The organism is Streptomyces sp. NPDC059853, assembly GCF_042731495.1.
Lineage (GTDB): Bacteria > Actinomycetota > Actinomycetes > Streptomycetales > Streptomycetaceae > Streptomyces.
Genome location: NZ_JBHWJL010000144.1, coordinates 1 through 12341, shown reverse-complemented (window position 1 = coordinate 12341; position 12341 = coordinate 1). Strand labels below are relative to the sequence as shown.

12 protein-coding genes and 1 riboswitch are annotated in these 12341 nt (G+C 72.1%); of the genes, 3 read left to right on the top strand and 9 right to left on the bottom strand.

The features are described from left to right. Positions 1-63: 63 nt before the first annotated feature. From groL to thrC, 4 genes are all read right to left on the bottom strand, one after another. On the bottom strand, positions 64-1689 hold the full coding sequence (gene groL / locus ACFV5N_RS16580) for a chaperonin GroEL (RefSeq protein WP_019431731.1): 1626 nt from the start codon (positions 1687-1689) through the stop codon (positions 64-66). Between the two features lie 306 nt (positions 1690-1995). Beyond that, entirely contained in the window at positions 1996-2199 is a 204-nt protein-coding gene (locus tag ACFV5N_RS16575) for a cold-shock protein (protein ID WP_004986573.1), read from the bottom strand. A 406-nt stretch (positions 2200-2605) separates the two neighbouring features. Further along, positions 2606-2884 carry a MoaD/ThiS family protein gene (locus ACFV5N_RS16570; RefSeq protein WP_375062659.1) on the bottom strand — a complete coding sequence of 93 codons (279 nt, stop codon included), beginning with the start codon at positions 2882-2884 and terminating at the stop codon, positions 2606-2608. After that, entirely contained in the window at positions 2881-4209 is a 1329-nt protein-coding gene (thrC, locus tag ACFV5N_RS16565; RefSeq protein ID WP_385599805.1) for a threonine synthase, read from the bottom strand. Before thrC ends, ACFV5N_RS16570 begins: the two co-directional genes overlap by 4 nt. Positions 4210-4225: 16 nt before the next feature. Beyond that, positions 4226-4364: riboswitch (SAM riboswitch) on the bottom strand. A gap of 255 nt (positions 4365-4619) precedes the next feature. Here thrC and ACFV5N_RS16560 point away from each other — a divergent pair. Next, on the top strand, positions 4620-5588 hold the full coding sequence (locus tag ACFV5N_RS16560) for a glucosyl-3-phosphoglycerate synthase (RefSeq protein ID WP_385599803.1): 969 nt from the start codon (positions 4620-4622) through the stop codon (positions 5586-5588). Positions 5589-5680: 92 nt separating this feature from the next. After that, the gene (locus tag ACFV5N_RS16555) at positions 5681-7153 is read left to right on the top strand and encodes a trehalose-6-phosphate synthase (RefSeq protein WP_385599800.1); all 1473 of its coding nucleotides are present in this window, start codon (positions 5681-5683) and stop codon (positions 7151-7153) included. A 14-nt stretch (positions 7154-7167) separates the two neighbouring features. Here ACFV5N_RS16555 and ACFV5N_RS16550 read toward each other — a convergent pair whose 3' ends face one another. The 5 genes from ACFV5N_RS16550 to ACFV5N_RS16530 form a co-directional block, all read right to left on the bottom strand. Continuing rightward, positions 7168-8457, bottom strand: coding sequence for a serine hydrolase domain-containing protein (locus ACFV5N_RS16550; protein ID WP_385599809.1), 1290 nt, complete (start codon positions 8455-8457; stop codon positions 7168-7170). 129 nt (positions 8458-8586) lie between these two features. After that, on the bottom strand, positions 8587-9456 hold the full coding sequence (otsB, locus tag ACFV5N_RS16545; RefSeq protein ID WP_385599798.1) for a trehalose-phosphatase: 870 nt from the start codon (positions 9454-9456) through the stop codon (positions 8587-8589). A 38-nt stretch (positions 9457-9494) separates the two neighbouring features. After that, positions 9495-9743, bottom strand: a complete 249-nt coding sequence (locus ACFV5N_RS16540) for a DUF3263 domain-containing protein (RefSeq protein WP_385599795.1) — start codon at positions 9741-9743, stop codon at positions 9495-9497. Between the two features lie 49 nt (positions 9744-9792). Then, entirely contained in the window at positions 9793-10995 is a 1203-nt protein-coding gene (locus tag ACFV5N_RS16535; RefSeq protein WP_385599792.1) for an extracellular solute-binding protein, read from the bottom strand. 293 nt (positions 10996-11288) lie between these two features. Further along, a complete protein-coding gene (locus ACFV5N_RS16530; protein WP_385599789.1) occupies positions 11289-11774 on the bottom strand; it encodes a hypothetical protein in 486 nt (161 codons plus the stop codon). 135 nt (positions 11775-11909) lie between these two features. On the opposite strand from ACFV5N_RS16530, the gene ACFV5N_RS16525 reads away from it, so the two are divergent. After that, positions 11910-12341, top strand: a 432-nt coding sequence (locus ACFV5N_RS16525; protein WP_385599786.1) for an ROK family protein, incomplete at its 3' end; no start/stop codon positions are given.

Sequence of the window (12341 nt, the reverse complement as noted above, 5' to 3'; positions counted from 1 at the left end):
ACCCCGGACCGTGGAGGTCCCGGGTGCCGCCCCTGTCGCTGTGGCGGGCCGATCCGGCGGGGATCAGAAGTCCATGCCGCCCATGCCACCGGTCGGGTCGCCGGCCGGGGCCGCCGCCTTCTCCGGCTTGTCCGCGATGACGGCCTCGGTGGTGAGGAAGAGCGCCGCGATGGAGGCGGCGTTCTGCAGCGCGGAACGGGTGACCTTGGTCGGGTCGGGGATCCCGGCGGCCAGCAGGTCGACGTACTCGCCGGTCGCGGCGTTCAGGCCGTGGCCCTGCGGGAGGTTGCGGACCTTCTCGACCACGACGCCGCCCTCAAGGCCGGCGTTGACCGCGATCTGCTTCAGCGGGGCCTCCAGGGCGAGCTTGACGGCGGCCGCACCGGTCGCCTCGTCACCCTCCAGGTCCAGCTTGTCCAGCGCGGAGGCGGCCTGGAGCAGGGCCACGCCACCACCGGCGACGATGCCCTCCTCGACGGCGGCCTTGGCGTTGCGCACCGCGTCCTCGATGCGGTGCTTGCGCTCCTTCAGCTCGACCTCGGTGGCGGCACCGGCCTTGATGACGGCCACGCCGCCGGCCAGCTTCGCCAGGCGCTCCTGGAGCTTCTCGCGGTCGTAGTCCGAGTCGGAGTTCTCGATCTCGGCGCGGATCTGGTTGACCCGGCCCTGGACCTGGTCGCTGTCGCCGGCACCGTCGACGATGGTGGTCTCGTCCTTGGTGATGACGACCTTGCGGGCGCGGCCGAGCAGGTCGAGGCCCGCGTTCTCCAGCTTGAGGCCGACCTCCTCGGAGATGACCTGGCCACCGGTGAGGATGGCGATGTCGGTCAGCATGGCCTTGCGACGGTCACCGAAGCCGGGCGCCTTGACGGCGACGGACTTGAAGGTGCCGCGGATCTTGTTGACGACCAGCGTGGACAGGGCCTCGCCCTCGACGTCCTCGGCGATGATCAGCAGCGGCTTGCCGGCCTGCATGACCTTCTCCAGCAGCGGAAGGAGGTCCTTCACGTTGCTGACCTTGGAGTTGACGATGAGGATGTAGGGGTCCTCCAGCTCGGCCTCCATCCGCTCCATGTCGGTCGCGAAGTAGGCGGAGATGTAGCCCTTGTCGAAGCGCATGCCCTCGGTGAGCTCCAGCTCAAGACCGAAGGTCTGCGACTCCTCGACGGTGATGACGCCTTCCTTGCCGACCTTGTCCATGGCCTCGGCGATCAGCTCGCCGATCTGGATGTCGCCGGCGGAGATGGAGGCGGTGGAGGCGATCTGCTCCTTGGTCTCGACCTCCTTGGCCTGGCCGAGCAGCGCCTCGGAGACCTTCTCGACGGCCGCCTCGATGCCCCGCTTCAGGGCCATCGGGTTGGCGCCGGCCGCGACGTTGCGCAGACCCTCACGGACCAGGGCCTGAGCCAGCACGGTGGCGGTGGTCGTACCGTCACCCGCGACGTCGTCGGTCTTCTTGGCGACCTCCTTGACCAGCTCGGCGCCGATCTTCTCGTAGGAGTCCTCCAGCTCGATCTCCTTGGCGATGGAGACACCGTCGTTCGTGATCGTGGGGGCGCCCCACTTCTTCTCCAGAACGACGTTGCGGCCCTTGGGACCGAGCGTGACCTTGACGGCGTCGGCGAGCTGGTTCATCCCGCGCTCAAGGCCGCGCCGCGCCTCCTCGTTGAACGCGATGATCTTGGCCATGTGAAGGGGTCCTCCCATATGACGGGGTGGATGCTCCAGGACCGCGCCGGCGCCCGCGACGGACGGCCGTACCCCGGGCGGTTCCTTGCCCCGCCTGGCCCACGACCTCACCGAACCGGTCTCTGCTGTCACTCTCACCCTCAGAGTGCTAACCCATGATTAGCACTCTCCCCCCGAGAGTGCAAGCGCCTTCGCGTTGTCGCAGGTGGCGGCGGGGCGCACATGCCAGGGCCCGCACCCCTGCGCTGGTGTGCGCTGGGTGCGGGCCCCGGGTCGCTCGGCTGCGGTGGTAGTACGGTCGGCGGTTCAGGCGGTCACCCGGACCATGTCGGCCTGAGGACCCTTCTGTCCCTGCGAGATCTCGAACTCGACCCGCTGCCCCTCTTCCAGAGTGCGGTAGCCGTCCATCTGAATCGCGCTGTAGTGGACGAACACGTCCGCACCACCGTCTACCGCGATGAAGCCGTATCCCTTCTCCGCGTTGAACCACTTGACGGTGCCCTGAGCCATTCCAAACTCCCCATGTTGCTGGCCCTTTCACGAGGCCGCACTTCGCGGACCCGGGTCAGACCGGAACGCGTCGACCGCCGCTGAATGTATCTGGACGGAAGCCCTCTGCAACAGGCCATTGAGGAGAGAATTCTTGGAGCCCCCAAACGGGCAAATTACGCAAAGCAGAAGAAAGACGAATATTTCCTTCGCGCCTTATCGCGCCAATCCGGCAATTGGTGCAGCGAATTTCCGCGCGTTTCCGTCGAGAACTGTCGTGAATTCATAGGCGACTGACATCGGCTGGGCCGCGGGGGCCGGCGACGCGCGCGAGCCCACTCTATCGCCCCGGAAACGCCCAACCGCCCCGAAGCGGGCAGCTCCGGGGCGGTTGTTGAAGATGTGATCAAACGTAGACGTGGCGCGCTCAGCAGCCGCCCGCCACCGCCGGGATGATGGAGATCCCGGCGCCGTCCGGCGTGGGAGTGTCCAGGCCCTCGGCGAACCGCACGTCGTCGTCGTTGACGTAGACGTTCACGAAACGGCGCAGCTTGCCCGCGTCGTCCAGCACCCGGGCGGAGATCCCCTGGTGGTTCTTCTCCAGATCGGCGAGAACGTCGCGCAGCGTACCGCCGTCGGCGGAAACCTCCGCCTGGCCGCCGGTGTAGGTGCGCAGGATGGTCGGGATTCGGACAGTCACGCTCATGCGAGGCCAGCCTCTCGGAAAGCGTCCAGATTCGGACGGATGATGGCGGTGGGACCGGTGGTCCCGGCCACCGCGTCCAGGGTCTTGAGGCCGTCGCCGGTGTTCAGTACGACCGTCGTCAGCTCCGGGTCGAGTTGCCCGGTCTCGATCAGCTTGCGGGTCACGCCCACGGTCACCCCGCCCGCCGTCTCGGCGAAGATGCCCTCGGTGCGGGCCAGCAGCTTGATGGCGTCCACGATCTGCGGGTCGGTGACGTCCTCCACCGCCCCGCCGGTGCGGCGGGCGATGTCCAGGACGTAAGGACCGTCCGCCGGGTTGCCGATCGCCAGCGACTTGGCGATGGTGTCCGGCTTCACCGGGCGCACCACGTCGTGCCCGGCCTTGTAGGCCCGGCTGACCGGGGAGCAGCCCTCGGCCTGGGCACCGAAGATCTTGTAGGGCTTGTCCTCGACCAGGCCGGTCGCGATCAGCTCCTTGATCCCCTTGTCGATCTTGGTGAGCTGGGAGCCGGAGGCGATCGGGACCACCAGCTGGTCGGGCAGCCGCCAGCCCAATTGCTCGGCGATCTCGAAGGCCAGGGTCTTGGAGCCCTCGGCGTAGTAGGGGCGGAGGTTGACGTTGACGAAGCCCCAGCCCTCGCCGGCCGGGTCACCGATCAGCTCGCTGCAGAAACGGTTCACGTCGTCGTAGGTGCCCTCGATGCCCACCAGCTCGCCGCCGTAGACGGCGGCCATCACGACCTTGCCCTGCTCCAGGTCGTGCGGGATGAACACACACGAGCGCAGGCCCGCCCGCGCGGCGGCGGCGCCGACCGCGCCCGCCAGGTTGCCGGTCGAGGAACAGGAGAGCGTGGTGAAGCCGAAGGCGCGGGCGGCCTCCACCGCGTTGGCGACCACCCGGTCCTTGAAGGAGTGGGTGGGGTTGCCGGAGTCGTCCTTCACGTACAGCTCGCCGCCGTGCCCGAGCGCCGCGGCCAGCCGGTCGGCCCGGACCAGCGGGGTGCCGCCGGGGTGCAGGTTGGGCTTGGACGCGACATCGGCCGGCACCGGCAGCAGCGGGGCGTAGCGCCAGATGCTGTGCGGCCCGGCCTCGATGGCGCTCCGTAGCGCTCCGGGGTCACCGGTGGGCAGATCGTACGCGATTTCGAGTGGGCCGAAACACGCCTCACAGGCGAAGATCGGGCTGAGCGGGAACCGCTCACCGCACTCCCGGCAGGAGAGCGCCACGGCGGGCCCGAGATCGACGGGGGCTCCGGGGGATCCCGGGGCGGCGGAGGTGCGGGGGGCGCCGTCGGGCGCGGGGGTGTGCGAGGTCAGCACAGGCATGACTACGAGGCCCTTCTCCTCATCTTCCCCGTGACGGCTTTCGCCACAGGACGGAATTGGCACCTTCCCCACCGGGAGCCTCGCGTCCTTACGAGACCGGCGGAAGGGTTGCCGGGGCTTCAACGGGCCGTTCCCTCTGCCCCTCTGGATGAGCTGTATTCGATTGGCTGCGCAGCGTCCCCGATATGCGGAGGACACCTGCGCTGTCCGAGACTGTAACGGACGCCCCGGACAATGGCTCGGGCCGTCCGATCCGCGAGACGAACAGGAGACAGACATATTCTCGCCCGAACTGGGCACCTCCGATGAGGGCCAGATACGGCCATTGATGACATGCCCGACAGAACCGACTGACGTGATCTACCTGACCTACCCGACTTATGTGGTCGAAGCGAACAGGAGCGACATTCGTGCTGGAAGAGGCTGAGGAGTGGCTGACCCGCCGGTCCTGGACTGCCGCTGACCGCTCGCTGCGACGGCTGCTGGACGCGAAGGCGTCGGCCGGCCCTGCGGGCAGCGTCAGTGTCGTGCTTCCCGCGCTGAACGAGGAAGCGACCGTCGGCACCATCGTGGAAGCGCTCCGGCGCGACCTGATGGAGACCGTGCCACTGATCGACGAGCTGATGGTGGTGGACTCCGGGTCCACCGACCGCACCGGGGAAGTCGCCGCGGCGGCCGGTGCCAAGGTCGTCCACCGCGACGAGATCATCCCGCGCATGCCCACCGTCCCCGGCAAGGGGGAGGTGCTGTGGCGCTCCCTCATGGCCACCAGCGGCGAGATCATCTGTTTCGTCGACGCCGATCTGCGGGAGTTCGACTCCCGCTTCGTCTCCGGCATCCTCGGGCCGCTGCTCACCGAGCCCGATGTGCACCTGGTCAAGGCCATGTACGACCGCCCGCTCGGCGACGCCCCCTCAGGAGCCCACCAGGGCGGCCGGGTCACCGAGTTGGTGGCCCGCCCGCTGCTCAACCTGCACTGGCCGCAGCTGGCCGGCGTCGTCCAGCCGCTGGGCGGCGAGTACGCGGCGCGCCGCTCCCTGCTGGAACAGCTGCCCTTCCCGGTCGGCTACGGCGTCGAACTCGGCCTGCTCATCGACACCCTGCACCTCGCCGGGCTCGACGCGGTCGGCCAGGTCGACGTCGGGGTGCGCAAACACCGCCACCAGGACGGCCAGGCCCTGGGCCGGATGGCGGCGGCCATCATGCGCACCGCCCAGAGCCGGCTCCCGGGCCACGGCCCGGTCCCGGTGCAGCAGGGCATGATGCAGTTCGAGCGCCTGGCGGAAGGCGGTTTCGCGCCGCTGACGCACACCATCCACACCGAGGAACGGCCGCCGATGGCCACCGTCCCGGAGTACGCCGCCCGCCAGGCGGCCTGATCCGGGCGGACGGACGGCGCCCCCCCGCACGGACACGCCGAGGGTGACCGGAGGCACGTTTGTGTGGGGGGCTTCCTGGCTAGGGTCGGATCATGGGCGTTGCAGCAGACTCCGAGACACCCCCGGTCCTGGTCGCGTCCAACCGCGGCCCCGTCAGCTACTCGCTTGGCGAGGACGGCACGCTGACCGCGCGGCGCGGCGGCGGCGGCATGGTCTCCGGGCTCTCCGCCCTCGGCGACGCCGCCGGCACCTGGGTGTGCGCGGCGCTCGGTCCCGGCGACCGCGAGGCCGTCTCCCGGGCCGGCGGCGCGACCCTGGACCCCGCCGACACCGACGGCCGGCCGGTGCGCATGCTGGACATCCCCCCGGACGTCTTCGACGCCGCCTACAACGGCATCGCCAACTCCGTCCTGTGGTTCGTCCACCACCTGCTGTACCAGACCCCGCTGGAGCCGGTGTACGACGCGGAGTTCGAGCGCCAGTGGGCCGGCTACACCACGTACAACACCGCCTTCGCCGACGCGCTCGCCGCCGAGGCGGAACCGGGGGCCGAGGTCCTGGTCCAGGACTACCACCTCTCCCTCGTCCCCGCCCTGCTGCGCGAACGCCGCCCCGATCTGCGGATCGGGCACTTCTCCCACACCCCCTGGGCACCGCCGGACCTCTACCGGGTCCTGCCCGACGCCGTCGCCCGGCAGGTGCTGCGCGGCATCCTCGGCGCCGACCGCGCCGGGTTCCTGACCCGGCGCTGGGCGGGTGCCTTCGCCGACTGCTGCGCCGACCTGCTGGGCGCCGAGGTCCGCGAGACCGCGCCCGGCGGCCCCGACGCCTTCACCGTGACGTTCGAGGGCCGCACCACCCGGCTCGGGGTGCACGGGCTGGGCGCCGACGGCGCGTTCCTGCGCGAGCGCGCCCACCGGCCCGATGTGGACGAGCGGCTGGCCGCCCTGCGCGAGCAGGTGGGCGAGCGGGCGACCGTGGTGCGGGTGGACCGCACCGAGCTGTCCAAGAACATCGTGCGCGGCCTGCTCGCCTACCGCCGGCTGCTCACCGACCGTCCCGAGTGGCGGGGCCGGGTGGTGCACGTGGCGTTCGCCTACCCCTCCCGGCAGGACCTGGCCGTCTACCGGGACTACACGGCCGAGGTGTCCCGGGTCGCCGAGGCCATCAACGCCGAGTTCGGGCAGGACGACTGGACGCCGGTGGTGCTGCACGTCAAGGACGACTTCGCCCGCTCGCTCGCCGCCTACCGGATGGCGGACGTGGCGCTGGTCAACCCGATCCGGGACGGCATGAACCTGGTCGCCAAGGAGATCCCGCTGATCTCCGAGCGGGACTGTGCCCTGGTGCTGTCCCGCGAGGCGGGCGCCGCCGCCGAACTCGGCGACGACGCCCTGCTGGTCAACCCGTACGACATCGCCGGCACGGCCGAGGCCCTGCACCGCGCGCTGACCATGGACGCGGACGAGCGGCGGGTGCGCGCCGCACGGCTGGCGAAGGCCGCCACCGCGCTCACCCCCCGCGACTGGTTCCTCGCCCAGGTCGAGGCCCTGCGCACGGCCTGACCCGCGCCGGGGGGTCAGCCGCACACCGCCCGGTTCACCAGGTCGAGGCCCGCCCGGAACTGGGCCTCGGCCTTCTCCCGGTCGTCCAGCCACAGGGTGAACTCGGCCACCGCCGCCGAGTGGCGGCCGTCCGCGCTCACCCCGGCCTCCGAGACGGTGCCGAACGAGGTGCCGCCGTGGAACCACAGCCCGCCGTCCGCGCAGCGGGCGGGGTCGGCGCCCTCCACCGGCCGCCACGCGATGCCCAGCCCGTACCCGGCGCCCGGCGCGAACTCCTCGGCGGGCACGGTGTCCTTCATCGCCTCCAGCGTCGCCGGCTCCAGCAGCTCACCGCCGAGCAGCGCCCGCAGGAAGGTGTTCATGTCGGCGGTGGTGCTGATGATGGCCCCGTCCGCCCCGGCGTCCGCCAGGACCGAGGTGTCCGTCAGCTCCTCCCTCCCCGGGAACTGCATGTACCCGGTGGCCGTGGGCTGCGGGACGTACGCGCCGCTGCCCGGGGTGAGCGTGTGCCGCAGCCCCAGCGGCTCGATGATCCGCTCGTGCACCTCCTGCTCCCACGGGTGCCCGGTCAGCTTCTCGATGATCATTCCGGCCAGGACGTAGTTGGTGTTGGAGTACGACCACCGGGTCTCGCCCCGCGGATCGTCCGCGTCCGGCAGCCAGCCGGGGGCCTCGGTCATGGCGAGGGCCACCTTCTCCTCGGCGGTGGAGATCGCGAACCGGGTCTCGCGGTAGTTCTCCGGGGTGAGCGCCTCCGGATCGGAGAGGAAGAGGATGTCCGTGTAGTTGGCGAGACCGCTGGTGTGCCGCAGCAGATCGGTGACGGTGATCCGGGCGCCGTCGTTGCCGTTGCCGGTGACGACGCCGGGCAGCAGTTCCTCCACCGTGTCGTCCAGCGCCAGCTTGCCCTCCTGCACCAGCTGGAGGGTCACCACGGAGACGAAGGTCTTGGTGTCCGAGCCGATCCGGTAGTACGCGTTCCCGGGCACCTCGCCCCGCCGCTCCAGATCGTCCACGCCGGCCCGCGCCGTCCGCCGCGCCCCGGCCGCGTCCACCGACGCGGCCGTGACGCCGGTGGCCCCGGCGGTCACCACCGCCTCGGTGTCCCGCTGGAGCTGGCGCGCGAACCGGTCGCCGTGCCCCGCGCCGTGCTGCTCGGCGGCCCCGGCCGCCGCGCCGCCGCCCGGTGCCAGCAGGGCGACGGCGGCGATCGTGCCGAGGCCGGTGACGGCCAGCCCGGCGCGGGTCCACACCGTCCGCCGCGACCGCCCGCCGCCGCTCCCGCCGTTGCGCACCGCATCCATCATCCGACTCCGTTCTGTCAGCATCGTTGCACCCGACGTTACCGAGCGTCACTGACACTCCACGAGCCGGAGGGCCCCCGGAACCGGGGTGGGGCTGCCCCCACCCCCTCCGGTGGAGCCGGCCGGACGTCAGCCGAGCGCCGCGGCCAGGGCGGACAGCAGGCCCGCGACCCCGGCCGGTCCGTCCACCGTCACATCGGTGACCGCCGCGAGTTCGGCCACCTCCGTGCTGCCGCTGCACACCCGCAGCCCCGGCACCCCGGCCTCGCGCAGCTTCGCCACCGCGTCGAACGCCGCCAGATCGCCGAGGTCGTCGCCCCCGTACAGCACCGCCGAGGCGTCCGTCTCCCGGGCCAGCGCGGTCAGCGCCGCGCCCTTGTCGGTGCCGGGCGGGCGCACCTCCAGGACGAACCGGCCCGGCTCCAGCGCCAGTCCCAGCCGGGCCGCCAGCTCGGCCAGCGGCGCGCGCAGCGCGGCGAAGACCCCCGCCGGGTCCGGGGCGGTACGGGTGTGCACCGCCAGCGCGTTGCCCTTGTCCTCCAGCAGCACCCCGGGGCCCGACCGCTCCACCAGGGCCGCCAGTTCGGCGCGGGCCACCACGATGCCCGGGTGCGGCGGCGGGCGGTGCAGGCGGCCGGTCGCCGCGTCCCAGCGCTCCGCGCCGTAGGCGCCCAGCACGGTGAGCCCGGCCAGCTCCGGGTGGCCGGCGAAACCGCCGAGCCGCACCGCCACCTCGGCCGGGCGGCCGGTGATGATCGCCAGCACCCCGACCCGGGGGGCGAGCCCGGCCAGCGCGGGCAGCGCGTCCTGGTGCGCGTACGCCCGCGCCGGGTCGTCCACGATCGGCGCCAGCGTGCCGTCGAAGTCCAGCGCCACCAGCGCGCGTTCCGGGCGGGCGAGCAGCGCCGCGAGCCCGTCGCGGCCCGCCTCGGTCACCGGCTCGGGAAGGGACGGAGAGGAAGGGGAGGAGGGGGAGGAAGGTACGGGAGGAGTGCCCATGCCCGGACCCTACCCAGCGGGCGCCGTCATCCGCGCCGTCATCTGCGGTCGCGCCGCTGCTCGCGCCGCCGCCGCAGCAGGTTGACCGTCACCGGGTCGTGCGCCAGCGCCCGCTCGTCGTCCAGCAGCGCGTTGAGCAGCTGGAAGTACCGGGTCGGCGAGATGCCCAGCCGTTCGCGGATGGTCCGGTCCCGCGCGCCGGTGTCCGACCAGCCCTGCCGTGCGACGGCCAGCACCGCCAGCTCGCGCTCGGACAGCTCCGGCTCCGTACCCCGCTCACCACTCACCCGGGCATTTTATGCCCTTACGGACAGCCCGCCCGCGGCCCCTCCCCCGCTACTCCTGCGGCCCGAGCGCCTCCAGGTCGGCCGCCTCCGCCTGCTCCTGGAGGTCGGCGAGGATGCCCGGCACATTGCTCCCGGGCTCCACGGTGGCCCCGATGCCCTGCGCCACCAGCGTGGACACCCGGCCCCAGGACACCTTGCCCACCGGGAAGAACGTCGCGGTCGGCAGCGACTCCAGGAACGGCGTCAGCCGCACGGCGGCGTCCCCCTCCTCCGCGTCCTGCATCTCCTGCGAGGCGGGGGTCGTCACCGGCAGCAGCTCCCAGCGCTCCGCGAAGGAGTTGACGTTCTCGGAGGTGAAGACGTACTTGAGGAACGTGCCGATCGCGTCCCGGTGCCCCCGCTCGTTGAACGCCATCAGCCACGACGCCTCCCCGAGGGTGGTGGTGGACGGCGCGGCCACGCCCGGCAGTTCCGCGATCCCCCACGCCACCTGCCCCCGGTCGGCCTGCCGCATCAGCACCGGGTCGGCGAACAGCATGCCCACCGTGCCGGAGGCGAAGTCCGCGTACGCCTGGGCGCGGGTGGTGGAACCCGGCGGCCGCTCGCCGGTCAGCCCCGGGCCGACCAGCTCGTCCCGGAGCCAGTTGAACGTCGAGGCGTTCATCGGCGAGTTGATCGTGTAGCCGCCGGTGTTGTCGGTCAGCCCGCCCCCGCCGCTGACCATCCACATCAGCGCCTCGCCCGCCGCGTCGTCGTGCCCCAGCGGCAGCGCGAACGGCGTGGGAACGCCCGCGGTGCGCAGCGCCGTGGCCGCCTCCAGCAGTTCCTCCCAGGTCTCCGGCGGCGCCTTCGGGTCCAGACCGGCGTCCTCGAACAGGTCCGTGTTGTAGAAGAGCCGCCCGATACGCGCCGCGAACGGCATGCCGTACTGCACCCGGCGCATCTCGCCCGCGATCGCCAGCGACGGAACGAAGTCGGCGAGCTGGGATATCGGCAGCAGTTCCTCCGCCCGGTACAGCTGACCGGCCGCCGCGAAGTCCGCGAAGGCGCCGAGCTGGGCGATGTCGGGGGCGTTCCCCTCCGCGACCAGGCGCGCGACCTCGGCATTGGCGTCCTGCCAGCGCAGCGTGGTCACATCGATGATGATCTCGGGGTGTTCCAGCCGGAAATCCGCGACCAGTTCGTTCCAGTAGCGCTGGGTACTGCCGGTGTCGGACGCGTCCCCGTATTCGGCGGCCACCAGTTTCAGCACCGTCTCCGAACTCCCGGAGTCCTCGCTCCCGCACGCGGTCGCGGAAAGGCCGACGGCCCCGGTCAGGCCGGCCGCCATTCCCAAGAACTTCCGACGTCGCACCTTCACTACCCCTTTGTCCAGAAAAGCATTTCTGCCCCGAAGTACCGTGCGGCGCAGCAGCCCCGCGCGACCCTCAGAGTCTGCCTTGCGGGGCCGTGATCACGACCGTGACCATCGGTATCGCTTTCACAACAGCTAGCGGTCCGTGGAGGTTTGACGGGCACATAATTCGGGGAACGGGGACGGACCGGTCAACTCCCCGCCGACCGGCACAGATCGAGTACGGCCGGGTCCAGCATCTCGCTCCCCAGCTCGCACGCCTGGGCGAAGGAGGACGGTACGCGGCCCACGGCGTCCACCTCGTCCGGGAGTCCGGGCACCGCACCGGCCCCCGGCCGCGGCGCGGTCTCCGCCCGCGCGTCCCCCGCCGGCCCCTCCTCCGGGTCCGGGTCCGCGTCTCCGCCGCCCGGGGACGGGGCGGGCTCGGGCACCGGCCGCGGCTGCGGCTCCCCCATCGGCGCGGGCTCCCGGCCGGCGGCCGGCTCCGCCGCGCCCGCCTCCACCGCGTCCCCGTCCGCCGCGTCCTCGCCGTCCTCCCGCGGCCCGCAGGACGCCGGGCGTTCGGCCGCGGGTCCCGCGCACACGTCGCCGCCCGCCGGATGCACCGACACACACCCCGCACTCGCCAGACCGGCCAGACACCCCAGCAGTACCGCCACGCTCCGTCGCATCGTCATGCCCTCCCAACGCCCCGCCCCGGCGGGACCGGACGGCTGCCGGGCCCCGGATCACCCTGCGGGAGCAACCGGTTCGCCCCCAGGAGGGAAACAGGTGGACTAGACCTGTTGGCCCCGCCGGGTGAGACTGTGCCGGTGACCACTGATCACGACGACGGCTACGTCCTCGCCCTCGACATCGGCGGCACCGGTCTCAAAGGCGCCCTCATCGGCACCGACCGCCGCCGGCCCCGCCACGAGGCACGCCGCCCCACGCGGCGCGACGCCGGCCCGGACGCGGTCGTCGAGGGCGTCCTCGGCTTCGCCCGCGAGCTGTACGACACCGGCCGCGACCGCTGGGGCGCGCCGCCGCTCGCCGCCGGGGTCGTCCTCCCGGGCATCGTCGACGAGACCACCGGCACCGCCGTGTACGCCGCCAACCTCGACTGGCGCGACCTGCCGCTGCGCCGGCTGCTCCGCGACGCCCTGGACGGCCTCGACGTCCGGCTCGGCCACGACGTCCGCACCGCGGGACTCGCCGAGGCCCGCCTCGGCGCGGCGGCCGGGGCCGGGACCTGTCTCTTATAC

What these genes read in the sequence shown, in the direction of transcription:
- groL (WP_019431731.1), bottom strand. Translation starts at nt 1,689, where the DNA reads ATGGCCAAGATCATCGCGTTCAACGAGGAGGCGCGGCGCGGCCTTGAG.
- ACFV5N_RS16575 (WP_004986573.1), bottom strand. Translation starts at nt 2,199, where the DNA reads ATGGCTCAGGGCACCGTCAAGTGGTTCAACGCGGAGAAGGGATACGGC.
- ACFV5N_RS16570 (WP_375062659.1), bottom strand. Translation starts at nt 2,884, where the DNA reads ATGAGCGTGACTGTCCGAATCCCGACCATCCTGCGCACCTACACCGGC.
- thrC (WP_385599805.1), bottom strand. Translation starts at nt 4,209, where the DNA reads ATGCCTGTGCTGACCTCGCACACCCCCGCGCCCGACGGCGCCCCCCGC.
- ACFV5N_RS16555 (WP_385599800.1), top strand. Translation starts at nt 5,681, where the DNA reads ATGGGCGTTGCAGCAGACTCCGAGACACCCCCGGTCCTGGTCGCGTCC.
- ACFV5N_RS16550 (WP_385599809.1), bottom strand. Translation starts at nt 8,457, where the DNA reads ATGGATGCGGTGCGCAACGGCGGGAGCGGCGGCGGGCGGTCGCGGCGG.
- otsB (WP_385599798.1), bottom strand. Translation starts at nt 9,456, where the DNA reads ATGGGCACTCCTCCCGTACCTTCCTCCCCCTCCTCCCCTTCCTCTCCG.
- ACFV5N_RS16530 (WP_385599789.1), bottom strand. Translation starts at nt 11,774, where the DNA reads ATGACGATGCGACGGAGCGTGGCGGTACTGCTGGGGTGTCTGGCCGGT.